The 22683-nt window shown below is 40.9% G+C and carries 19 protein-coding genes and 1 riboswitch; of the genes, 12 read left to right on the plus strand and 7 right to left on the minus strand.

All coding sequences use genetic code 11. From position 1 onward, the window contains the following. Window positions 1-71 precede the first annotated feature (71 nt). Together A6B40_RS08735 and A6B40_RS08740 are read left to right on the plus strand one after the other, a co-directional pair. The gene (locus A6B40_RS08735; RefSeq protein WP_176672148.1) at window positions 72-947 is read left to right on the plus strand and encodes a metal ABC transporter permease; all 876 of its coding nucleotides are present in this window, start codon (window positions 72-74) and stop codon (window positions 945-947) included. Continuing rightward, on the plus strand, window positions 940-1749 hold the full coding sequence (locus A6B40_RS08740) for a metal ABC transporter permease (protein ID WP_176672149.1): 810 nt from the start codon (window positions 940-942) through the stop codon (window positions 1747-1749). The genes A6B40_RS08735 and A6B40_RS08740 overlap by 8 nt, the downstream gene beginning before the upstream one ends. Before the next feature lie 46 nt (window positions 1750-1795). On the opposite strand, the gene A6B40_RS08745 is transcribed toward A6B40_RS08740, so the two are convergent. Further along, a complete protein-coding gene (locus A6B40_RS08745; protein WP_025216715.1) occupies window positions 1796-2539 on the minus strand; it encodes a metal ABC transporter ATP-binding protein in 744 nt (247 codons plus the stop codon). 11 nt (window positions 2540-2550) lie between these two features. Then, a complete protein-coding gene (locus A6B40_RS08750) occupies window positions 2551-3447 on the minus strand; it encodes a metal ABC transporter substrate-binding protein (protein ID WP_112110581.1) in 897 nt (298 codons plus the stop codon). 247 nt (window positions 3448-3694) lie between these two features. On the opposite strand from A6B40_RS08750, the gene rlmN reads away from it, so the two are divergent. After that, window positions 3695-4855, plus strand: a complete 1161-nt coding sequence (gene rlmN, locus A6B40_RS08755) for a dual-specificity RNA methyltransferase RlmN (RefSeq protein ID WP_176672150.1) — start codon at window positions 3695-3697, stop codon at window positions 4853-4855. A 177-nt stretch (window positions 4856-5032) separates the two neighbouring features. On the opposite strand, the gene A6B40_RS08760 is transcribed toward rlmN, so the two are convergent. Together A6B40_RS08760 and A6B40_RS08765 are read right to left on the minus strand one after the other, a co-directional pair. Then, window positions 5033-5932 (minus strand): hypothetical protein, encoded by a 900-nt coding sequence (locus tag A6B40_RS08760; protein ID WP_176672151.1) that lies wholly within the window; start codon window positions 5930-5932, stop codon window positions 5033-5035. A 50-nt stretch (window positions 5933-5982) separates the two neighbouring features. Further along, window positions 5983-8778: a S8 family peptidase gene (locus A6B40_RS08765; protein WP_176672152.1), complete on the minus strand. Its 2796-nt coding sequence runs from the start codon at window positions 8776-8778 to the stop codon at window positions 5983-5985. A 1395-nt stretch (window positions 8779-10173) separates the two neighbouring features. Here A6B40_RS08765 and A6B40_RS08770 point away from each other — a divergent pair. Then, window positions 10174-10953, plus strand: coding sequence for a MerR family transcriptional regulator (locus A6B40_RS08770; protein WP_025216720.1), 780 nt, complete (start codon window positions 10174-10176; stop codon window positions 10951-10953). Window positions 10954-11158: 205 nt separating this feature from the next. Here the strand turns inward: A6B40_RS08770 and A6B40_RS08775 are convergent, their stop codons facing one another. Next, window positions 11159-11848: a CPBP family intramembrane glutamic endopeptidase gene (locus A6B40_RS08775; RefSeq protein WP_025216721.1), complete on the minus strand. Its 690-nt coding sequence runs from the start codon at window positions 11846-11848 to the stop codon at window positions 11159-11161. 213 nt (window positions 11849-12061) lie between these two features. On the opposite strand from A6B40_RS08775, the gene pilW reads away from it, so the two are divergent. The 5 genes from pilW (at window position 12062) to A6B40_RS08800 (ending at window position 16355) form a co-directional block, all read left to right on the plus strand. After that, window positions 12062-12616 (plus strand): type IV pilus biogenesis/stability protein PilW, encoded by a 555-nt coding sequence (pilW, locus tag A6B40_RS08780; protein ID WP_025247310.1) that lies wholly within the window; start codon window positions 12062-12064, stop codon window positions 12614-12616. Beyond that, window positions 12617-14941 carry a Tex family protein gene (locus A6B40_RS08785; RefSeq protein ID WP_176672153.1) on the plus strand — a complete coding sequence of 775 codons (2325 nt, stop codon included), beginning with the start codon at window positions 12617-12619 and terminating at the stop codon, window positions 14939-14941. It begins immediately after the preceding gene. Window positions 14942-15069: 128 nt separating this feature from the next. Further along, a complete protein-coding gene (locus A6B40_RS08790; protein WP_112110588.1) occupies window positions 15070-15312 on the plus strand; it encodes a hypothetical protein in 243 nt (80 codons plus the stop codon). Between the two features lie 10 nt (window positions 15313-15322). Continuing rightward, window positions 15323-15820, plus strand: a complete 498-nt coding sequence (locus A6B40_RS08795; RefSeq protein WP_176672154.1) for a DUF805 domain-containing protein — start codon at window positions 15323-15325, stop codon at window positions 15818-15820. Then, window positions 15804-16355, plus strand: coding sequence for a hypothetical protein (locus A6B40_RS08800; RefSeq protein ID WP_176672155.1), 552 nt, complete (start codon window positions 15804-15806; stop codon window positions 16353-16355). The genes A6B40_RS08795 and A6B40_RS08800 overlap by 17 nt, the downstream gene beginning before the upstream one ends. Before the next feature lie 14 nt (window positions 16356-16369). Here A6B40_RS08800 and A6B40_RS08805 read toward each other — a convergent pair whose 3' ends face one another. Further along, the gene (locus A6B40_RS08805) at window positions 16370-17191 is read right to left on the minus strand and encodes an SDR family NAD(P)-dependent oxidoreductase (protein WP_176672340.1); all 822 of its coding nucleotides are present in this window, start codon (window positions 17189-17191) and stop codon (window positions 16370-16372) included. Between the two features lies 1 nt (window position 17192). Continuing rightward, window positions 17193-17750 carry a nitroreductase family protein gene (locus tag A6B40_RS08810; RefSeq protein WP_176672156.1) on the minus strand — a complete coding sequence of 186 codons (558 nt, stop codon included), beginning with the start codon at window positions 17748-17750 and terminating at the stop codon, window positions 17193-17195. Between the two features lie 104 nt (window positions 17751-17854). Between A6B40_RS08810 and sppA the strand changes: the two genes are divergently transcribed. From sppA to cytX, 3 genes are all read left to right on the plus strand, one after another. Next, on the plus strand, window positions 17855-19711 hold the full coding sequence (gene sppA / locus A6B40_RS08815) for a signal peptide peptidase SppA (protein WP_176672157.1): 1857 nt from the start codon (window positions 17855-17857) through the stop codon (window positions 19709-19711). Between the two features lie 78 nt (window positions 19712-19789). Then, a riboswitch (TPP riboswitch) is annotated at window positions 19790-19886 on the plus strand. A gap of 61 nt (window positions 19887-19947) precedes the next feature. Continuing rightward, window positions 19948-21477, plus strand: a complete 1530-nt coding sequence (gene thiE / locus A6B40_RS08820; protein ID WP_236966864.1) for a thiamine phosphate synthase — start codon at window positions 19948-19950, stop codon at window positions 21475-21477. Then, window positions 21470-22642 (plus strand): putative hydroxymethylpyrimidine transporter CytX, encoded by a 1173-nt coding sequence (cytX, locus tag A6B40_RS08825; protein WP_176672158.1) that lies wholly within the window; start codon window positions 21470-21472, stop codon window positions 22640-22642. Before thiE ends, cytX begins: the two co-directional genes overlap by 8 nt. The last annotated feature ends 41 nt before the right edge of the window (window positions 22643-22683 follow it).

Below are 22683 nucleotides of genomic sequence, written 5' to 3' on the forward strand. Positions count from 1 at the left end.
TTAATCCCTACATACAAAGTGGTTTATATGGTAGTATATGCGAACTATTATCAACAACTTGTTAGGATTTTATGCTTGATGTTTTATTAGAACCCTTTGCCTACAACTATATGCAAAAAGCGATTTTTGTGAGTATGGGAGTGGGCTTGGTTTGTGCTTTTCTCTCCGCTTTTTTAATGTTAAAAGGCTGGTCTTTAATTGGTGATGCCTTGTCGCACGCAGTCGTGCCAGGAGTTGCTATTGCTTATGCGTTAAAATTACCTTACGCCGTTGGGGCGTTTTTTTCAGGGATTTTGGCGGCTCTCTCTATTCTTTGGGTAAAAAGCCTCACAAAAATTAAAGAAGATGCTGTCATCGGCTTTATTTTTACCACCTTTTTCGCCTTAGGTATGTTTATTGTTTCCTTAAATCCGACATCAGTGGACGTAAATTCCATTGTGATGGGAAATATTTTAGGGATTGCTGATGAAGATTTGTGGCAAGTGGTACTGATTATCGCCATTTCGTTACTCGGTTTGATCCTATTTTGGAAGGATTTGCTACTCGTCTTTTTTGACGAGCACCACGCTCTTTCAGTGGGTATTTCGCCATTACGCTATAAAGTCATCTTCTTTACTCTGTTAAGTGCCTGTGTGGTAGTGGCATTACAAACTGTTGGGGCAATTTTAGTGATTGCGATGGTGGTAACACCGGGAGCAACGGCGTATTTATTGTCGGATCGTTTCTCTAAAGTCGTAATGATTGCAATGATTATCGGCACACTAACTTCAGGGCTAGGAGCATATTTAAGCTACTTTTTAGATGGGGCAACAGGAGCTCTGATTGTATGCCTACAAACCTTGATTTTTCTCGCTGCATTTTGTTTCGCTCCTAAATATGGTTTAGTGTCGCAAAAAGGTCAATTTGTGAAAGGAGGAGAGCGAGAAGGGGAGGAGCAAAATGCTTGATTGGATTTTAGAACCTCTTCAGTTTGAGTTTATGCAAACTGCCCTCATCACAGCTATTTTAGTGGCGAGTGTGAGTGCCGTTCTCTCTTGCTATTTAGTGTTGAAGGGGTGGTCTTTAATGGGGGATGCCATTTCCCACGCAGTATTGCCGGGTGTGGTGATTTCTTCATTATTAGGTTTACCACTTGCGATTGGTGCATTTTCTTCGGGCTTATTTTGTGCGTTATCGGTTGGCTATTTAAAAGAGAACAGTCGTTTAAAAGAAGACACCATTATGGGGATTGTGTTTTCGGGTATGTTTGCCTTTGGGATTCTATTATTTACCGCATTTAATACGGGTGAACATTTAACCCATATTTTATTTGGAAACTTATTGGGTGTAACGAAAAGCGATTTAATCCAAACAGTAGTAGTCAGCCTTTTCACCTTTACAGTTATGCTGCTCAAACGTAAAGATTTTTTACTTTATTGTTTTGATATGAATCAAGCCAAAGTGGTTGGTTTACCGGTGAAATTATTACACTATGGCTTGCTATCACTATTAGCTTTAACTATTATCAGTGCAATGCAAGTTGTAGGGGTGATTTTAGTGGTGGCAATGCTGATTACACCGGGGATTACTGCTTACTTGCTCACAAAGCGGTTTGATAAAATGCTTGCCATTGCGTTAGTGATTTCCGTCGGTTCATCTGTATTTGGTACTTTACTAAGCTACCATATTGATGCTGCTACAGGTCCGACTATCATTCTAGTACAAGCGGTCATTTTTTTCCTAAGTTTTGCGTATTCTAAAATCCGCTAACACAAATAAAAATAGGGAGTGCGTTAGCCTCCCTATTGTTCAAATACTATTTTTGATAATGCAATAAACCACCAAATACCCTTTCTAGGTTTTGATTATTAAAGGTTTCTTCTGTTTTGCCTGCGGCTAATAATGTTCGGTTGATCATTAACACCTGATCGCAAAAACTTGGCACGCTGGCAAGATTATGAGTAGAAACTAAAATCAAATGCCCTTCTTCTTTGAGCTGTTTGAGCAATTCAACAATGGCATTTTCAGTTTTTACATCAACACCTGTAAAAGGCTCATCTAACAAAATAATCTTACTTTCTTGGGCTAAGGCTCGGGCGAGAAAGACTCGCTTTTTCTGCCCACCGGAAAGTTCGCCAATTTGTCGTTCTTTCAGATGCAAAACACCGACACGCTCCATTGCTTGTTCTGCTTTTTGTTTGTCAATTCCACGAGGAATACGCAAGAAATTCATATAGCCGTATCGCCCCATCATTACGACATCATAAACAGAAACAGGGAATTGCCAGTCTACCTCTTCACTTTGTGGCACATAAGAGACTAAATTTTGCTTTAAGGCTTTAGAAATGGGTAATTGACTCAGTTTAACCGAGCCGGTAAGTGGTTTTACCAGCCCCATTAAACTTTTAAAAAGTGTGGATTTACCCCCTCCATTTACCCCGATTAATGCACAAATCGTACCGTTTTCAAGCTGAAACGACACATCGTGCAAGGCGATGTGTCCGTTATTGTAACGGACGGATAAATTTTCGACGGAAATGGAGGTTGAATGTGTTGTCATTTTAACTCTGGTTATTTTTTACTACGCTCGAAACCTTCAACAATGGTGCTGATGGTAACATTCAGTAGATCTAAATAAGTTGGTACAGGACCATCTTTTTCTGAAAGTGAATCTACATAAATCACACCACCGTATAACGCACCGGTTTCTTTTGCCACTTGTTTAGCAGGTTTGTCAGAAACGGTACTTTCACTAAAGACAACAGGGATTTTATTCGCTTTCACGCCATCAATCACTTTTTTAACTTGTTTCGGTGAGCCTTGCTCTTCGGCATTGATCGCCCATAAATAAAGCTCTTTTAAGTTGTAGTCTTTTGCAAGATAGCTAAATGCCCCTTCGCTTGTAACCAACCAGCGTTGCTGTTCCGGAATAAAGGCTAAACGTTGGCGTAGTGGTTCTGCAATGCCTTTTACTTTTTCAGCATAGGCTTTTGCATTAGCATTGTAAGTTTCGGCATTTTTAGGGTCGTATTTTACTAAAGCTGCACGAATGTTTTCAATGTAAATTAATGCATTGTCGGTGGACATCCAAGCGTGTGGATTTGGCAGATTTTTATATTCGCCTTCGGTAATTGGCATTGGCGTAATACCTTCAGTTACAACAACAGCAGGTTTACCTTTTACATTTTCAAAGAAACGCTCAAACCAACGCTCTAGGTTCATACCGTTCCACAATACTAAATCAGCTTTTTGGGCTTTCACAATATCTTTTGGCGTAGGTTGATAATCGTGAATTTCCGCCCCGGGTTTAGTAATTGATTCAACTGTAGCTTTATCACCTGCTACGTTTTGTGCAATATCTTGAATAACGGTAAAGGTGGTTACAACTTTAAACGGTTCTGCCATTGCCATTGCAGAGCTTAAGCCAAAGGTTAAGACTAATGCTTTTTTGATTGTTGATAATTTCATTTTCAGCCTCCTTTTGTTATTGAGAATGATTATTATCGTTAGGTATTCTATAGATCATTTAGATTAATGTAAATAGTCTTATATTTTATAAGGATATTATTTATCCAAAACATTTTGACTTAAAAAGCACTAGCCTTAAAACAAAAGAACCAGTAAAATTGCACGCTTTAAAAATCATCGCAAAACAAGGGCAAGTTCGTCCTAACCTTTTGCCACAAAACGTGTAACAACGAGGCTTTCTAATTTTATGTCAGAACAAATCACTAATGCTGCCTGTGGAGTAGCAGACCAACCGAAAGAAAAAATCAATTTATTAAACCTAAACCGCCAAGAAATGCGTGAGCTGTTTGCCGAAATGGGGGAAAAACCTTTCCGTGCCGATCAGCTAATGAAATGGATTTACCATTTTGGGGAAGATAATTTCGATAATATGAGCAATATCAATAAGGTATTGCGTGAGAAATTAAAACGCATTGCGGAAATCAAAGCACCGGAAGTGGCGGTAGAACAACGCTCGGCAGATGGTACAATCAAATGGGCTATGCAAGTAGGCGATCAGCAAATCGAAACCGTGTATATCCCGGAAGATGATCGTGCAACCCTTTGTGTATCTTCACAAGTAGGCTGTGCGTTAGCTTGTACTTTCTGCTCAACGGCACAACAAGGTTTTAACCGAAATTTAAGCGTGTCAGAAATTATCGGGCAAGTGTGGCGAGCTTCTAAAATTATCGGTAACTTTGGCGTAACCGGTGTACGTCCGATTACCAATGTAGTGATGATGGGAATGGGCGAGCCGCTTCTGAATATGAACAATGTGATTCCTGCAATGGAAATTATGTTGGACGATTTTGCCTACGGTTTATCCAAACGCCGTGTAACCCTTTCCACCTCAGGGGTTGTGCCGGCATTAGATAAAATGCGTGAGCAAATTGATGTGGCGTTAGCGATCTCGCTCCACGCACCGAATGATGAATTGCGTGATGTGTTAGTGCCGATTAATAAAAAATATAACATCAAAATGTTGATAGAGTCGGTGAATAAATACCTTGAAGTATCAAATGCAAATCACGGTAAAGTAACGATTGAATATGTAATGCTCGATCACGTCAATGACAGCACAGATCACGCACATCAACTTGCGGAAGTGTTGAAAAATACCCCGTGTAAAGTGAACTTAATTCCTTGGAATCCGTTCCCGGAAGCTCCTTATGGCAAGAGTTCAAATTCCCGTGTTGATCGCTTCCAAAAAACGCTGATGGAGTACGGCTTCACCGTAACAGTGCGTAAAACCCGAGGCGATGACATTGACGCTGCTTGCGGTCAGCTTGCCGGCGATGTGATCGACCGCACCAAACGCACCCTAGAAAAACGTAAGTTTGGACAAGGGATTGATGTGAAAACGCATTAATAATTTACTGAGTAAAGTACCGACCGAAATCATTTTCAGTCGGTATTTTTATTTCAGGCAAATATACAAGCGGTCAAATTTGTCTTGATATTTTACTAAATGTCTTTAGTAGCGAGACTATCATAATTGTTACCATAGTTAGCTACTTAAAAGAGTAGCGCATAAGTATAATGCTTTTTACGGTTTCTGTTCGGCAGCTAATACACCACTCCAGTGGTCTCCTTTTGTTGTACCAGTAACGTATTTGTAATCGTTAGTTCCTTGTTTTGAATCAATAAAATTCAATTCCATTGAAGCAGGATCTCGCTGAGTAGTAATTCGATTTTTATCAGTTGGTGTAATAACTAAATTTTTGCTATCACCAGAGAACGTAAATACCTCTTCGTTATGCCCTGATCGATCAATGACTTCACCTTGGGCTTTCCCATCAACGAATCTTAAATTTACAGTTCCTACTTGTGGTAAGTGAGTAGAGCCTTCTTCTTTCCCAGTTGAACCGTAGATAAAACCATCTTCTTTAACATAAGTGGCGGTGAGAGATGTTGGGGCATCTTTGGAAATAGTATTTTTATCAAACAGATAAAAATAATTGTTATATTTATCATCTATACTTGTGATTTCATTATTCAACGCATCAGAGTAAAAGCCGTAATAGACCTTGCTGTTAGGTGCTAATAAATAAAGCTTATAATCGCTAACATCAAGTCCTTGTACAGTAATTGAGCTTAATGAAACTGATTTATGTGTTTTTTCTGCGATAACTTCTTTTCCAGTGAATGAATTATACTTTCCTGAGGTTTTCTCAAATTGGTATAAATTTAGTTGTGTAGGTTGAACTTGGGTAGCAGTTGTCGCAGAAAATTTTGTAAATTCTGCGTTACTGGTAGCATAATTAGAAAGGTAACCACTATATTGTGGTGTTAACTGTTTTGGCTGCTCGAGTTGTTTTGGTTGTTGCATTTGGAAGCCTGAGATATTGGTCTGAGACTTACTATGAGCCTTACTACCACTGTTACCACAAGCTGCCATCACTAAACTTGCAGCAAGCGTTAAAATTAATTTTTTATTGAGTATCATGGAATTGCTCCTTTTTCATAAAAATAATTACAGCTTTTGTTAAGGGGTAATTAAAATTGAACCCCGAATTTTGCTAACCAAGTAGAAGTTTTGCCGCCTTTAAATTTACTTTGTCTAAATTCGGCAGAAGTAAACCAATTATTCTTTTCAACAGTAAGCCCAAATCCCACTTCAGCGATATTGTTACTGTATATTTCAGATTTGCTTTTAATTTTTACCCCAAATAAATCACTTTGTATTTCATTATTTTTCCCGTTAAGGCGGTGGGTGTAATTTAAGCTGAGGTTAGGTGTAACCGCCCAATCATTAAATTGGAAAAGGTGTTTTACTTGTAAGCCGCCAGATAAATTGACATCTGTTTTATGGAAGGCTGTCGTATCGGTTGCAAGCTCGCCTTGTTCTTTTAACTGACGCATTGATAAGTGTACTGCTTGTAAGCCAAGGCTTGGTTCAATCTGCCAATTATTTGCGGTTAATCTGTAACCGCGACGGAGTTCTCCACTCAACTGTAGTCCTTTATTTTTGCCGGAAGCCAACGAAGCACCGTTAAAATAACGATTTTGTCTGTAATTAATCTGTCCGATTTTTCCTGAAATATCATCGAACCAACCATGCGAGGACTGGGCATAGCGAAGAGCCAAACCAGCTTCAAGCTGTTTTATTTTTCCGGTTGCCTGATTTTTATCTAGGTTAGTGTCTAGGTGAGTTAGATTCCCGATTAATAATGCCTTGTCATTTACTTTATAAGCAATGCTAAATCCATTATCGCGCGTTTTAAATTCAGTTTTTTGATCCAGCTGTTTTTGATCGGATTTATATCTTTGTCCGTTACCCTCAACCCAAACTTTCAATGATTCTGGTACATTGTCTTGGTGGCGGTGTAGCGAGAGAGATGTTCCATTTAAACGGTTAATTGTTTGGTTACGCAAAAATGCCAAACTGTCGGCATATATATTGTTACCGATATAATAGTGGAAATTTTGCAAATCATTATGTTCCACTGCATGTTGCAACCAGTTGTTATAAGTCCCTTTTCGCCAAGCAACTTTGGTGTCACGCAAGGCATTTAATGCATCTAACCCATGTTTAGCGTTACCGCTTGCTTTTGGATCGCTAAATGCCTTATTCGAATTGGCTTTTAATTCAATACGGTCATTTTTGAAATATAAATCTTGTCGCAAGCCTTTTTCTGCCAATATTTTGCTCGGTTGCAATGCATCAAAACCGCCTTGATAATTAGCACCGTTACGCACCAACAATACGTTGGTTAAGGTTTGTCCTTCTTGAGCATTTTGTTTCAATGCTTCTGCAACCAAAAGTGTTCCAGCCAAATTAACCATAGTATTTTTACCTTGAGCAATGAAGGCGTTATTAGCCCAAATTTCCAAATGGCTTGCAGAACTAGATTGAAATGCTTTATTTACGGTTAAATCAGCAGCAGTCAAGTGTCCTTGATTATTGATGTTATCTGAAACAGTTTTACCGAGTAATGCTAATTTTCCTTTTTCAACGTCAATTTCTTTTATGTGATTATTGTTACCGGCTAAAGTTAGCTCTCCAGCTCCTTGTTTAGTTAAACGGTATTTTCCTTGCAAACTGTTTGTCCAAATGTCGTTTTGGGTAACATTATAGGTTTCGTTTCGTAACAGTTGTGAAGGTCCTTGAACTGCTTTTTCCAGATTAATTAATCCCCAGCCAAAAACATCATCTACCCCTTTTTTGCCTAAATCCGTTGCAGTAGTGAATAATGTGTCTCTGATTTGTGTTGGAGTGAAATAATTGAACCGCTCTTTTAAAATGGCTAAAGAGCCTGTTACAACAGGAGTAGAGTATGATGTTCCAGCATCTAGTTTTAAGCCGGAGTATTTTTTATTTTCTTCCGCGCCATCTGTGGCTAGTACAGTTAAGTTTCCTGGTGCTGCTACACACCAATTTTTGCTAACGCCACAATGGTTAGAATATTCTGATAAGTTTTTACCGTCATCTACGCCAACTACAGAAAGATAATGGCTTTCCAGCTCTGGAAGATATTGAGGTAGAGCTGCCATAATGCCTGGCTGTTTTTTACTTTCATTACCTGCTGCAAATACCATCAAGGTATTTTCTTGTACCGCGGCTTTAATCGCATTAATCAATACATTATCTTTTGCTTGAACAATAGCTTCTTTATATTTTTGCTCTAACTCCAGTGCCGAGTCAGTGGCTGCATCTTCGTTCCAACTATTATTAATGGCTAAGACATTTTTCTCTACCAACTTATTAATTGCCGTTGAAAATGCTCGACGCCCATCTTTTAGATCGGAGGTTTCACCTAACAAAATATCACTGCGTCCGTCATCAGATTTTGATGTGTCTTCTTCTGTTTTCTGTGGATCAATAGATGTTATATAGATTTCACTGTTTTTAGCGATACCTCCAGCGTATTGATGTTGAGCAGCGGATTTAGCTCCGATAATGCCTGCTACTTGTCCTCCGTGCATGGAATAGACTTTCTTTTCATTGCCTTCTTCATCTTGCTCTGTTTCTATTTCATAAATGTGTGGGGCGTATAGCCTTTTCTTGCCGGAAGAGTCCGTCAGCTCAAAGGTAACTGAGTGTAATTTACTACGGTCAACTAAGGTGTGTTCTACCATAAATCCACCGTCAAGCACGCCGATATTTACTCCTTTTCCGCTGTATTTTTCAGCGATGGGTTTTGTCAATCCGATCTGATTATGTGGGTTAATGATAGAAGGGATAGCTTGCTTCTCCTGTTTTTCTATATCCTCTTCAGCATAAACACCTGTAGTTACTACTGACGCAACAAGAGCGGATACTAATGTTGGTTTGAAAATATATTTTTTCATTATGATACTCCATACTTTCTTTTTAGATTAAATGATAAAACACGCTATTGAAATTCCTTATAAACCAGCTTGTAGAAATCTTTAATTTAAAAAAACTTTTTATTACTCTGATACTATCCTCAAACCTTATGACACTAAGGATAAAGTTTAATGATGAAAGTTGGTTTAATGTCAAGTAAATAAGTATTATTTCAGGTAAGTGAACTTTTTGCTTGACATTAAACTTACTTGAATGATTTAAGTTAGCCATATTTTATTTAATCGTTAATTTGATTTCTTATGACAATACAATTCCTAGCTTTTAAACAGTTTAATATTGATAAAGGCTGTAATTAAAATGCCTACGCGAAGCTTTATGGTTTTATATCACTCGTTTTTACTGTGCTCTACAAGTTGAATAATTGATTACTTTCTTGGATAAAAATCAGCGATGGCAATCACTTTTCTGAGGAAAACTTTGATTTAGTCGCGGAAAAATTTTCTTTAGCATTTTGCCAGTGTTTGTTGAGTAAACAGAGATTAGTCGTATCACAATTTGAAGATATTACATTGTCGCTTAACTTTAATGAAATCGACCATTTGGAGGTTTTTTGTGAGCTTAAGATACAAGGAGCAACGGGGTTTATATCATATTTTTTCAATAAAATGATATTTTTATAAAACTTCTACTTGACATTAAGGTTGCTATAACCTTTATTATTCTGCTGCTTTATTCGGTTATCTGTAAAAAGCATTGAGTTATTTAAAAGATTGTAATGGTCTGCTCCATTGCAAAAACTGAAGACTATTTTGATAAATTATTTTTAGAGGATACAAGATGCAAAAAACTTTCTTGGCTACCGTACTATGTGCTTTCGTATTAACTGGCTGTACGGTGAAAAAAAGATAATACAGAATTAAACGGATTAGGATTAACTTATAGCTCCGATGTAACACAGAATGCTGAAGGAAATTATGTAGCTGCTGTTGAAGCGTCACTAATTTCTGGGAGAAAAGGTGGTGCAGAAGCCTATGTTCTGAAAAATGCCACAGATTTTTGTGCCAAACAGAATAAACTGGTTCGGGTGTTGAAAAATGAGACGGAGTCGCATTTATTGGTTAATGGTGTGGCAAAACTTACGTTTCAATGCAAATAATGCAATAAAACATAAAGCGACCATATTTTCCGGATATTTTGCAAATTTCTCGAAGAATATGACCGCTTGCTGTTTTATTGTCTATTCATTCGTGTTTGAGAAAATGCGGTTTCCTAAAAATTTCTACTTTGGGTATTTTATGTAGCTTTTAATTTCCTATAAGAGATCGGATTTTCCAAGAACCTTTTTAGCTTTGCTTTTTTTCTTATGCTAATTAACATATTGTATATAAAGCTTAAAGAAAGTTTAAGGTTTAGTGATGACAAAAGAAAATATATCAGATATGCATTATTTTAAAAATGGATTAAGTCTAAAAACTGCTTCGAAAATGCTTGGAATACCGGCTTCTACGATGCGTTACTGGGATAAGGAAGGTTTGGTTACATTTGAGCGAAACCAACAGAACGACTATCGACATGTATCTCCAAACACATTGTTAGATTTAATTGATGTGCTAGATTATCGGGAAATGGAAATACCTCTTGGCAAGATCAAGCAAATTCCACAAATGGCAGCAGATGAATTATTGGCATTATTGGATGAGAATCGAGTAGAGCTACAGGCTAAGATTAAGAATTTACAAAAAACATTAGCCAAAATTGATTTAAAAGAACAGGCGTTAAAGCGTCTAAATATATTAGAGAAAAGAAAGCCAACATTGGTTTATCGCCAAATGCCGCCGATTTATAAGGTAGATCTGCGAAATACAGAAGATGTTAAAAAATCGCTTGTTCCTTTCCAGTCGGCGAGTTTATTTCGTGCAGATAATAAATATGATTGGAAAGCGGGTATTTGGACAAAAAACAGCAATGGAGAGGTTATTCGGCCGGCAGATAAACAACCGATGCCTTATCTTAACGGTTTAATGTATGTTGGGCGAGAAACCAATGATGGCAATGCTGACAAGCTAATTTATTTAGCGAAGAAATTAGGCTATCGTTCACAATATGTTATTTATCAATATCTTGGCACAATTCGTCATCCCAACCTCGGATTGTGCGATTTTCATGAGTATTGGATGGAAATCACTCGGGAATAATTTATTGGGGCAAGTAATTGCCCCATATTAAATATATAAGAGTAACTATTTGATACAATGTTTTCTAACTTCGTCGTATTGCCCTCCGCTATCTAAACAACGGTCTTTATTATCAAAGATACCTAGCCCTAACACTGCAAATAGTATGCCTAAAATAAAGATAGATAAGATAATAAGAGTAAAACGCTTCACATCTTTCTCCTTGTTAAGCTAATAGCCCCCAAAAGCTGAGGCCAAAAATATCAAATATGGCGTGAGCTAGAAAAAACGGTACTAGCATTGGAATTTTACGACGGAATAACCAGAATGAGATTCCTAAGGTCGTGATAGTTAATGCACCAGCTAAGCCTTGATAAGTATGGAAAGCAAAGCGTATAAAAAGGCTTAATATGATTGTTTTAGGCAATGTTTGCGGTTTGACTGCAAAAACCAATCCCATAAAGAAAATTTCTTCAAAAAATCCGTTAAACAAAGAGGTTACGATCAATTCGGGGGTATATTGTATCCCTGGATAAGCCGTTTGTTCAGTCTCGGGATAATGTTCTGGTATCATAAAAGTATGCAGAATCTGGTAGAAATCAGCAAGTAGCCCCGCCCCAACCACTAAAAGCAACGTAAGTGGTAAGGTATAGCGATTTACTTTAATATTCAGTACGCCGAAATCAAACTTTCGCCAATGGAGATACAGCCAAGCAATCAGTAATAAAAGTGCCTGCATAGCTGTTACTTCCCATCTAGCGAGATCATTAATGGATAAGTGCTCAGGTTTAACTTGATTGTTTTGTAGTAATTCAATGTATCCGATGGATGAATCGTAAATAGCACTACCGAAAAAAATAAGTGCCAACACAATAATGTCAGCGAATGTGAGATGCTTTATTTTGATCTCAGGCATGGTTGTCTCCTTTTATAAAAATTAAATTATAGTTGTGTATAAATAGTATAAAAGAGTAAGCATCATAAAGGTTGAAGTTGGTTTAATGTCAAGGGTAAATATTTTTGCGATCTGTATCGAAAAATTCGCATTAAGAATTTCCCTCATTGAGAAAAAATCGCTAGTCTTAGCCATTGTTGAACAGTAAAATGACCAACCATTAGGGAGAACACCATGTTTGCAAAATATTTGAAAAATATCACCGCTTGTATCACGCTATTTTTGTTAGCTGCGTGTTCCTCTACTCCCGAAACCGTTTCAGAAACTGAATTTAACCGCTCGGAAGCGGTGAAAGCTCGTATAAACTTAGCTCTTGCTTATTTGGAGCAGAACGATTTCCCCAAAGCGAAACAGAATATTGACAAAGCCCTCGCTCATGACCCGAACGATTACCTGCCCCACTCGGTGCTTGCCTACTATTATCAGCAAACTGCCGATGCACAAAATGCCGAAAAAGCCTATCAACAAGCCTTGAAATTAAGCCAAAACCGCCCTGATGTGCGGAATAATTACGGCACTTTTTTATGTAAACAAGGTCAATTTCAGCAGGCTTATCAACAATTTGAACAGGCAGTGGCAAGTCCGAAGCCTTATTATCACCAAGCGGATAGTTTAGAGAACATCATTTTATGTGCGAAAAAAGAGCCTAATCCGCAAAAAGTTGCCGAAACACTTATTGAGCTTGAGAAGCTGGACAAACCTCGAGCCACGTTACTGAAAGGAAATTAAATGACTGACTTAAATACAAAAATCAGCCAAATTATCGCCGGCGAATTAAACGTCGGCAACCACCAAATTCTTGCCGCCATCAACTTACTTGACGAAGGTAACACCATTCCGTTTATCGCCCGTTACCGTAAAGAGGTGACCGGCGGCTTAGACGACACCCAACTTCGCCATTTTGAAACTCGCTTAATTTATCTGCGTGAAATGGACGACCGTCGCCAAACCATTCTGAAATCCATTGAAGATCAAGGCAAACTCACCGATGAACTGCGCGACAAAATCTTGCATTGCGAAAGCAAAACGGAATTGGAAGATCTCTATTTACCGTACAAACCGAAACGCCGTACTCGTGGGCAGATTGCGATTGAAGCAGGTTTAGAACCATTGGCGGAAACGCTTTGGAACGATCCGAAACAAGATCCTGAAACCTTGGCGGCAAACTTTATTGATGCTGACAAAGGTGTTGCGGACAGCAAAGCGGCGTTAGACGGAGCGAGATATATTTTAATGGAGCGTTTTGCTGAAGATGCCGAGCTACTTGCAAAACTTCGCCAATATTTGACCGCTTACGCCACGTTGGAAGCGAAAGTGATTGAGGGCAAAGAGCAAGAGGGCGAGAAATTCCGTGATTATTTTGCTCATAGCGAGCCGTTTAACGGCGTGCCATCGCACCGAGCGTTGGCAATGTTCCGTGGGCGAAACGAGGGCATTTTATCGCTTAGTTTAAATGCCGATCCTGAAGCGGAAGAGGGGGCGAAATCTAGCCATTGCGAAGAGATTATCCGTGAACATTTGGGCGTGATTTTCAACAATCAACCTGCCGACAAATGGCGTGAGCAAGTGATTGCGTGGACGTGGAAAATCAAAGCAGCATTGCATTTAGAAACCGAATTGATGGGCAGCCTGCGTGAAAAAGCGGAAGAAGAGGCGATTGACGTATTCGCTCGGAACCTCTCTGCTCTGTTAATGGCAGCACCGGCTGGGGCGAGAAACACAATGGGGCTAGACCCGGGCTTGCGTACCGGCGTGAAAGTAGCAGTTGTGGATAATACAGGGAAATTGTTAGATACGGCGACTATTTATCCGCATACCGGCAGAGAAGCGGAAGCTCAACTTGCGATTTTTACCCTGATTAAAAAGCACAATGTAGAGCTGATTGCGATTGGTAACGGCACGGCATCTCGTGAAACCGAGCGTTTTGCCAAAGAGGTGATTAAGGAAATCAAAGAAAACAAACCGCAAACCGTGGTGGTGAGCGAGGCCGGAGCTTCGGTTTACTCAGCATCGGAATTTGCGGCGAACGAGTTCCCGAACCTTGATGTTTCTTTGCGTGGGGCGGTATCGATTGCCCGCCGTTTGCAAGATCCGCTGGCGGAATTAGTGAAAATTGAGCCGAAAGCGATTGGCGTGGGGCAGTATCAGCACGATGTGAATCAATCTCAACTTGCTCGCAAATTAGATGCGGTGGTGGAAGATTGCGTAAATGCGGTGGGCGTGGATCTCAACACTGCTTCCGCACCGCTATTGGCTCGAGTGGCCGGAATGACGAAAACGCTGGCACAAAATATTGTGGCGTTCCGTGATGAAAACGGACGTTTTAACAGCCGTTCAGACTTGAAAAAAGTCCCTCGCTTAGGGCCAAAAGCCTTTGAACAATGTGCCGGATTTATGCGAATTATCGGCGGAAAAAATGCTCTCGATGCCTCAAGCGTTCACCCTGAAGCCTACCCGATTGTGGAAAAAATCTTACAGGCAACTACATCTACTTTGGCGGAATTAATGGGCAACGGCTCGAAAATCCATTCGCTAAATGCGAAAGATTTTGTGGACGAACAGTTCGGCTTGCCAACCGTGAATGATATTTTCAAAGAGCTGGAAAAACCGGGAAGAGACCCACGAGGCGAGTTTAAAACGGCGGTGTTTATGGATGGAGTGGAAGAAATTACCGACTTAAAAGTGGGTATGATCTTAGAAGGCACGGTTACAAACGTGGCAAACTTTGGGGCATTTGTGGATATTGGTGTTCACCAAGACGGTTTAGTCCATATCTCAATGCTCTCAAACTCTTTTGTGGAAGATCCTCATTCGGTGGTAAAAGCAGGCGATGTAGTAAAAGTAAAAGTGCTTGAGGTGGACGTTATTCGTAAACGTATTGCCCTAACAATGCGTTTAGACGATAAACCCACCGACAAAAAAGAGCCAACAAGCGGTCGAAATTCAGCAGAAATTCGCAAAAATCCGCAAAAAAATGACCGCTTGCAACGTGATAATCGCAACACATTTGGTAACAATGCCTTTGCTGATGCGTTGAAAGGGTGGAAGAAATAAAATTATTTTACTTATTTCTGCTTTTTAGTCATAAGCCCGATTAGGATATCCTAATCGGGCTTTCTCTTGACAGAGAAAGCCCTAACAATACCTGCAAACCTTTCTTTATCTAAGTAGAGATACCTAATATGAAAAATCAAGAGCTTAATGAGGCGTATGAGCTTATCAATAATGTAGTTAAAAATAAGATTCGTATTTTGATTGAAGAGGACTTACACCTTTATGAACAAGATGCGGATATTTTACTTCATTACTCCGATGAGATTATTGAAAAAGTAATGCAAAGAATTACAAAGGAGCAACCTTATTTTGAGGTTGTATGGAATTATTCACAGAAGGTGTTAGAACTTCGTATTCAACGTAAAAAATAATAAGGAGAAAATGATGAATAACAGCTCAGGAATCGATCACATTAAATCACAATTATTTTCTGAAGGAAAATTATTTTCTTTTGAAGGTAGAGCTAACAGGCTACAATTTTTTATTATTACTCTATTTACATTACCTATATTTTTTTTAATGTCTGAATTAGCACCCCTAATATTTATACACGACAATACTCCTGCTATTAATGCAGGTATCTTTTTTATATTTATGTTACTTACTTGTAGCACTCTAGGATATATATTCTTTGCTGCTGCCAGACGTAGATTGAGAGACCTGAATATCGCCACCTCCACTTATACTCATCACCTAATATTATTGAATGTTATTTTATACATATTATACAAAGTGGTTTTCTATTTTCTATATTGGGATACTCCAAAACAATTGAGCGATATGATTGCGATTATGACTACTGGCATAATACTTATTGATGTTATTATACTTGTGATAATGTTTTCTATTAAAGGAGTATCTAATGCTAATCAAGAATAATAGATATATTTCCTTTATATTTACTTTGATTTTTACATTATTTTTATCTTCGCAATCTTTAGCCTATGATGTAAATGCTAGGGAAGATGCATTGCTTTTAAAGCAGTTTAATGAAACATTGGGGCAAGAATTTCACGCTAATGCAAGAAATACTCGATTGAAAACCGATTCTTTAATTAAGAATAGTGCTGAAAGAGAAGTAACAAAGCAGGATATGGAACTAGCATCTCAATATATGAACGAGATAAAAGGTCATTTAGATAAAGTAGTATTGGAACTAAACAATTTAAAACTTAAACATCCCCTTGCTCTAGAGTTGCGTGAAGATATTGAAGAGAGTTATCATCTAACGTACAAAATGTTAGAAATTACTAATAATGCTCTTTATTTAAAATATCAAGGAAAAGAACTATCCAAGGAATGGGTAAAAGAAATGGATAATGAAATGGCAAATATTAAACAGCAGATACGGGATAAAATGTCTTCTATGAAATATTTTGCACAAGAGCTGGCTAGAGAAGCTAACGGAAAGTAACGTAACTTAATGAACTACCCACCAAATTTCCTATTCATATAATCAAATGCCACTGTGGGTAAAATTCGCCGTAGCCACCAGAACAGTTTGGTGGGGAAAGTGACTTGATAACGTGCTTTGGGTTTTTCTACAGTTAATGCTTTTAAGCACGCCTCAGCACAGGCAGAGGCAGGCAGTGTGAATGGATTTGCATTGCCTTTGGTGGTTAAGCGTTGGTATTGGGTTTGGTTCAGCTCTTTGTGATAGGAATTTTCCACATCAATATATTGCTTGAGTTTTGCCACCGAATTGGGGCGGAAGTTGCTTTGAATCGGGCCAGGTTCAATAAGAGAAACGTAAATATTGGAGCCGTGCAGTTCGCATCTGAGCGTATCTGCCAAGCCCTCTAAGGCGAATTTGGTGGCGTTATACGCCCCTCGGTAGTGCATTGCGGCAAAACCTAAAATGCTGCTGTTGATTAAAATTCTACCGTGGTTTTGCGAGCGGAAAATTTTCATTGCCTGATTAATCACTTCCCAGGCTCCAAACACGTTGGTTTCAAAAATCTCACGTAGTGCCTCTCGTGGTACATCTTCCACACAGCCGGGCTGCCCGTAGCCGGCATTGCAAAAAATTGCATCTAATTGACCGCTTGCACGCACATAATCAAAGGCGTTTTGGATTTGCTCCGAATTAGTCACATCAAGCAAAAGGCACTCAAATCCCTCCGCTTGAAGACGAGCCACATCTTCGGGCTTACGGCAGCTGGCAATCACACGCCAGCCTGCATTTTTGAGGTGAGATGCGGTTGCATAGCCAATACCGCTGGAGCAACCGGTGATCAAAATCGTCTTCATCTTATTTAATGTAGCTGACAAAACCGTCTAAATTTTCGGCGTCCGCTCGGGCGATACCGCCCTCAAGTGGCGAGCCAAGCATAATTAAGCCGATGATTTTATCGTTTTCTTGGCAGCTGAATGCCGAGCGTAGTGCCGAGCCGTTGATCCATTTATTGCTGATCCAAACCGTATCGAAGCCTAATGCATTAGCGGCAAGCTGAATGGCGTAGCCGGCACAGCCTGCGGTAATCATCTGCTCCCATGCCGGCACTTTGGCGATGGTGTGATCTAATTTTGCCACTACGCCGATAATTATTGGAGCTTGGTTGGCTAATTTTTCCGCTTTTTTCAAACGCTCTTCGCCCATTTCAAACTCTTCAACGGCAGATTTGAAATACTCGCATAATTGCGGCATTCCGCTTTTTTCAATCACCACAAAGCGATAAGGCTTTAATTTGCCGTGATCCGGGGCTCTCAGCCCGGCTTGTAAAATCTGCTCAAGCTGTTTGGAGGTTGGGGCGGTTTCGCCAAATTTTTTGCTGGAGCGGCGGTGAAGTAATAAATCAAGAGCTTGCATAATATTCCTATGGTTGATCCAAATTCCGCCCAAGCATAGCATATTTTATTCACAGCGTGATTGCTTTATACTGTGCCGACTTATTTTATTTTTGGAAATTGCTGATGTTAAACATTCTTAAAGCATTCTACCGTCTGTTTCGTTGCGTTCGTGAATGCGTGGTAAACCTCTTTTTTATCCTGTTTATTTTGTTATTAGTGCCGCTGGTGGGCTTTCTTTCCAGCTCGCACCATAGCGAAAAACCGATATTTACCCAAGGGGCATTACGCTTAAATTTAGACGGATATTTAGCGGATAATCGTGAAGAATTTACCGATTTCTACCGCTTGTTGCAGTCAGAAATTGGCGGTTCAGAGCCGTTTAAAATCTCCACCTTTGATGTGGTGCAGGCGATCAGCAAAGCGAAAAATGACCCACAAATTACAGGCTTGGTGCTAGATTTGAGTTATCTGCAAAATGCGGATTTTTCCTCTTTGGATTTAGTCGGTAATGAAATTAACAATTTTAAAACCTCAGGTAAGCCTGTCATTGCCATCGGCGAGCAATATTCGCAAAAGCAATATTATTTGGCCTCTTTTGCCGATGAAATTTATCTGAACAAAGCCGGTTTTGTGGAGCTGCAAGGCTTAAGTTATTCCAATATTTATTTCAAATCGTTACTCGAAAAAATCGAAGCCGAGCCGCATATTTTCCGTGTTGGCACTTATAAATCAGCGGTTGAGCCGTTTCTGCGAGACGATATGTCGGCAGAAGCCAAACAGAACGCTCAAGGTTGGCTCAGCGACACTTGGCGTAAAATGGTGGAAACCATTGCCGAAAACCGCAAAATTTCCGCTCAAGAGATTAATTTAACCCCAGCGGCGTATATCGAAAAATATAAACAAGCAAAAGGCGATGATGCCCAATTTGCCCTCAACCAAAAATGGGTCACCCAGTTAGTGACCAACGAAGAGAGCCGAAGCCAGCTGATTTCGCAATTTGGTGAAAATAGCGAGGGCAGCTATAACCACATTGAATTTTCAGACTACGAGCTTGAGCTGAATGACCGTTTTGCGGACATTAAAGCCCCTAAAATGGCGGTAGTGAACGTGGAGGGGGCGATTATGCTCGGCGAAAGCGATGAAACCGGCGTGGGCAGCGAAACCGTGGTGAAATTGCTGCAAGAAGCAAGAGCTGATAAAAACGTAGAAGGCTTGATTTTACGCATTAACAGCCCGGGCGGTAGTGCGATGGCATCAGAGCTTATTCGCCAAGAAGTGGAAGAGTTCCAAAAAGTCGGCAAGCCGGTGGTTGCCTCAATGGGCGGAATGGCGGCTTCGGGCGGATACTGGATTGCAGCAACCAGTGATAAAATCATCGCCAGCCCAAATACGCTCACCGGCTCCATCGGCATTTTCGGCTTGGCGGTAACCTTCGAGAAAACCGCGAAAAAATTAGGCGTGAGTGAAGATGGCATTTCGACTTCCATCTTGGCAGAGCAAAGTGGCTTGAAAACGCTGCCGAAAGAGCAAGGCGAGGTGCTTCAAATCGGTATTGAAAATGGCTACGACCGTTTCTTAGAGCTGGTTTCTCGTGGCAGAAAAATGTCAAAAGAAGCGGTGGATAAAGTCGCCCAAGGGCAGGTTTGGACGGGCAATCAAGCTCTCCAACACGGCTTGGTTGATGAATTGGGCAATTTTAATATCGCCTACGCCACGCTTTCTGAGTTGATTAACCAAAAACGGGCAGAGCAGAGCAAAGCGAAAGTGGAAAAATTCGGTTTGCAATGGTTTGCCGAGCAAGACGACAGTCTATTCGGCACGCTTGCCCGTGATTTCAAGGCTCAGCTACAACTGAATGTAGCGAACTGGCTAGATTTACCGATGCTTAAAAAATCGCACCAAAAAATGGAGCAACTCTCCCGTTTTAACGACCCAAAACAGATGTATCTCTACTGTTTAAATTGTGAGAAAGTGAATTAATTGATGATAACAAGCGGTTTATTTTTCAGAAAATTTTGCAAATTTTTTGTGGAAAATCACCGCTTGTAAGCTATACTAAAACTCTTGTCGGAGTGCCGTAAGGCTGAGATCGCGAAAGCGAGATCCGTGGAACCTGTAGGTTAGTACCTGCGTAGGGAACAAGTTTTAACATTCAATTTTGCCCATTGCCACATCTCTGACAAGCAAACCCTAACTTTAAAAAAGAGGATTTTGCGATGTCTATGTCTAATCATTCCAATCATCAGCCAAAAGTTATCTGGACGGTTGCAGGCTCAGATTCCTGTGCCGGAGCAGGGCTTCAGACTGATTTACACACTTTTCACGATTTCAACTTGGTAGGCTGCTCGGTGGTGACTTCTGTGACTGCCCAGCACCCACACGGCGTGCTTTGCGTCACGCCGATTGATGACCACACTTTCCGCCAGCAATTTGAGGCTTTGCTTGTTCAGGGCTACCCGAATGCTATCAAAATCGGCTTGCTTTGCTCGCAAAATCAGGTGGAAATTTTGTGCGAATATATCCAAAAAATCCGCTCGGAAAGCCAAGCACCTTGCTATGTGGTGTATGACCCGGTGGCGGTAGCGAGCAGCGGACAAGCTTTGTCGGAGAGTATTTTACTGCCGGTGGTGCAGCAAAAACTCTATCCGCTGGTGGATTTAATCACGCCAAACGGTACGGAATTAGCCTTGCTTAGCGAAACCGAAATTACCACCTTTGAAGGCGTAAAAACTGCCGCTCAAACTCTGTTCCAACAAGGAATTAAAGCCGTGTTGGCGAAAGGTGGACACGTTGAGTGGCAGGGCGATACGGTGAGTGATTATCTGCTCACGCCGCACGAAATTTATGCGTTCAAGCACCCTCGTTTGGAGAGCGTGAACACCCACGGTACAGGTTGCACTTTTGCTTCAGCCATTGGAGCGATGCTGGCAAAAGGCTTCGACCTGCCTGATGCCGTCACCGTTGCCACTGCCTATCTGCAAAAAGGCTTGTCGGAAAAAGAGGGCAGAGGGCAAACGGCGTTAAGTTCGCTATGCCACACCGGCTACCCGACCGACATTCATTTCTTCCCGCAAACCGAGCTGATTTCTGCACCTCTGGCGTTGCCGAAAAACGCCTTTGCTTCCACCGATTATCAGCTTGGGCTTTACCCTGTGGTAGAGAGCTTTGAGTGGATTGAATGCTTAATTCTTGCGGGCGTAAAAACCTTGCAAATTCGAGTGAAAAATCGACCGCTTGCAGAAATTGAAGCTGAGATTGCACGCTCAATAGCACTAGCCAAACAGCACAATGTGCGATTGTTCGTAAATGATTACTGGCAGCTTGCAGTGAAATATCAGGCGTACGGTGTGCATTTAGGGCAGGAAGATTTAGCCACCGCCGATCTCGATGCCATTCAGCAAGCCGGGCTACGGCTTGGCGTTTCCACTCACGGCTATTTTGAAATTATGCGAGCCTTGGCGGTGCAGCCGTCTTACATCGCTTTTGGGCATGTTTTCCCAACCCAAACCAAGGCAATGCCGTCACAGCCGCAGGGCTTAATCAATTTGGCGAAGTATGCGGATTTGGTTGCTACCCTTCACATTCCAACGGTAGCGATTGGCGGAATTAATGAAGACAGAATTGAAAATGTGATGAGAACCGGTGTAGGCAGTGCGGCAGTGGTCAGTGCGATCACGCAAGCAACAGATTGGCAACAAGCGGTTAAAAATCTGGAAAAATTTGCAAACGGAGGCAGCAATGAGTAGAACCCTTAGCTCCCTAAACAGTGGATTAATTTGGGCTGGAGCCGGCATTAGTGCCAGTGCGATTGTGGTTGGCACTTGGATTGCTCCGCTCGGTTGGCAGCAAGGCTTGCTAGCGATTGTGCTGGGGCATTTACTGGGCGGTATTCTCTTTTTCGCTGCCGGTTTTATCGGGGCGAAAACCGGCAAAAATGCGATGCAAACAGTGCAGATTTCCTTTGGTAAAGGCTCAGTGTTTTTCTCGCTTGCCAATGTGTTACAGCTGGTTGGCTGGACTGCAATTATGATTTACACCGGGGCGGAAATCAGTAACGCCCTCAGTTTGGCATTGTGGGAGTTTTCCGCTTTTAGCCTTTGGGCAGTCGTGCTTGGGGTGCTGATTATTTTATGGCTATTCACAGGCTCAAATCAGGTGGGAAAATTCAAACTTGCCACACTTATTGCGATGTTTGTGCTGACGTTATGGCTCAGCGTGAAAGTGCTAAATGGGCAGCCAAGCTCTACCGTTTCAGGCGAAATGCCCTTTAGCACGGCGGTGGAACTTGCCACTATTATGCCGCTTTCGTGGCTGCCGCTGGTTTCTGACTACACCAGCAAAGCGAAAAAGCCGCTTGCCGCCACTTTTGCCGCAAGTGTGGGCTATTTGCTGACCAGTGCATGGATGTACGCCCTGGGTTTGGGAATAGTACTGTTCACTGGGCAGAGTGAAATTGCCCCAATGCTGTTACTAACAGGAATGAGCTTGGTAGGTATTGTAGTGATGATGTTATCCACAGTTACCACCACCTTTCTTGATGCCTACTCCGCCGGGGTCAGTGCCAGTAATATTAGTGCGAAACTGAAAGAAACGCCGACAGCCATTGCGGTAACGCTAATGGGCACGCTGTTAGCCTTGAGTTTGCCGGTTACGCAATATGAAAACTTCCTTCTGTTGATTGGCTCTGTGTTCGCTCCGATGATCGCTGTGCAAATTGCCGATTTCTTCGTGCTAAAACGCACCGAATTGCAAGCAAAAATAGATTGGAGTGCCTGTGGATTATGGCTGACAGGTTTTGTGCTGTACCACGCTCTCTCTTACAGCCAAGTGCATTTACCGTTCGGTCTGACCATTCCTGTGATGTTGGTGATTTTTGTGGCAACTATTTTTGTGAGGAAGTTCACAGTTTAGAAAAATAAGCGGTTAAATTTCGTTCATTTTTTTGCAAATGA

It is taken from the genome of Mannheimia varigena (genome assembly GCF_013377235.1).
Classification (GTDB): domain Bacteria; phylum Pseudomonadota; class Gammaproteobacteria; order Enterobacterales; family Pasteurellaceae; genus Mannheimia; species Mannheimia varigena.

What these genes read in the sequence shown, in the direction of transcription:
- A6B40_RS08770 (WP_025216720.1), top strand. Translation starts at nt 10,174, where the DNA reads ATGACAAAAGAAAATATATCAGATATGCATTATTTTAAAAATGGATTA.
- A6B40_RS08765 (WP_176672152.1), bottom strand. Translation starts at nt 8,778, where the DNA reads ATGAAAAAATATATTTTCAAACCAACATTAGTATCCGCTCTTGTTGCG.
- thiE (WP_236966864.1), top strand. Translation starts at nt 19,948, where the DNA reads ATGTCTATGTCTAATCATTCCAATCATCAGCCAAAAGTTATCTGGACG.
- A6B40_RS08805 (WP_176672340.1), bottom strand. Translation starts at nt 17,191, where the DNA reads ATGAAGACGATTTTGATCACCGGTTGCTCCAGCGGTATTGGCTATGCA.
- A6B40_RS08800 (WP_176672155.1), top strand. Translation starts at nt 15,804, where the DNA reads ATGCTAATCAAGAATAATAGATATATTTCCTTTATATTTACTTTGATT.
- A6B40_RS08810 (WP_176672156.1), bottom strand. Translation starts at nt 17,750, where the DNA reads ATGCAAGCTCTTGATTTATTACTTCACCGCCGCTCCAGCAAAAAATTT.
- A6B40_RS08735 (WP_176672148.1), top strand. Translation starts at nt 72, where the DNA reads ATGCTTGATGTTTTATTAGAACCCTTTGCCTACAACTATATGCAAAAA.
- A6B40_RS08785 (WP_176672153.1), top strand. Translation starts at nt 12,617, where the DNA reads ATGACTGACTTAAATACAAAAATCAGCCAAATTATCGCCGGCGAATTA.
- A6B40_RS08790 (WP_112110588.1), top strand. Translation starts at nt 15,070, where the DNA reads ATGAAAAATCAAGAGCTTAATGAGGCGTATGAGCTTATCAATAATGTA.
- sppA (WP_176672157.1), top strand. Translation starts at nt 17,855, where the DNA reads ATGTTAAACATTCTTAAAGCATTCTACCGTCTGTTTCGTTGCGTTCGT.
- rlmN (WP_176672150.1), top strand. Translation starts at nt 3,695, where the DNA reads ATGTCAGAACAAATCACTAATGCTGCCTGTGGAGTAGCAGACCAACCG.
- pilW (WP_025247310.1), top strand. Translation starts at nt 12,062, where the DNA reads ATGTTTGCAAAATATTTGAAAAATATCACCGCTTGTATCACGCTATTT.
- A6B40_RS08740 (WP_176672149.1), top strand. Translation starts at nt 940, where the DNA reads ATGCTTGATTGGATTTTAGAACCTCTTCAGTTTGAGTTTATGCAAACT.
- A6B40_RS08750 (WP_112110581.1), bottom strand. Translation starts at nt 3,447, where the DNA reads ATGAAATTATCAACAATCAAAAAAGCATTAGTCTTAACCTTTGGCTTA.
- A6B40_RS08760 (WP_176672151.1), bottom strand. Translation starts at nt 5,932, where the DNA reads ATGATACTCAATAAAAAATTAATTTTAACGCTTGCTGCAAGTTTAGTG.
- A6B40_RS08745 (WP_025216715.1), bottom strand. Translation starts at nt 2,539, where the DNA reads ATGACAACACATTCAACCTCCATTTCCGTCGAAAATTTATCCGTCCGT.
- A6B40_RS08795 (WP_176672154.1), top strand. Translation starts at nt 15,323, where the DNA reads ATGATGAATAACAGCTCAGGAATCGATCACATTAAATCACAATTATTT.
- cytX (WP_176672158.1), top strand. Translation starts at nt 21,470, where the DNA reads ATGAGTAGAACCCTTAGCTCCCTAAACAGTGGATTAATTTGGGCTGGA.
- A6B40_RS08775 (WP_025216721.1), bottom strand. Translation starts at nt 11,848, where the DNA reads ATGCCTGAGATCAAAATAAAGCATCTCACATTCGCTGACATTATTGTG.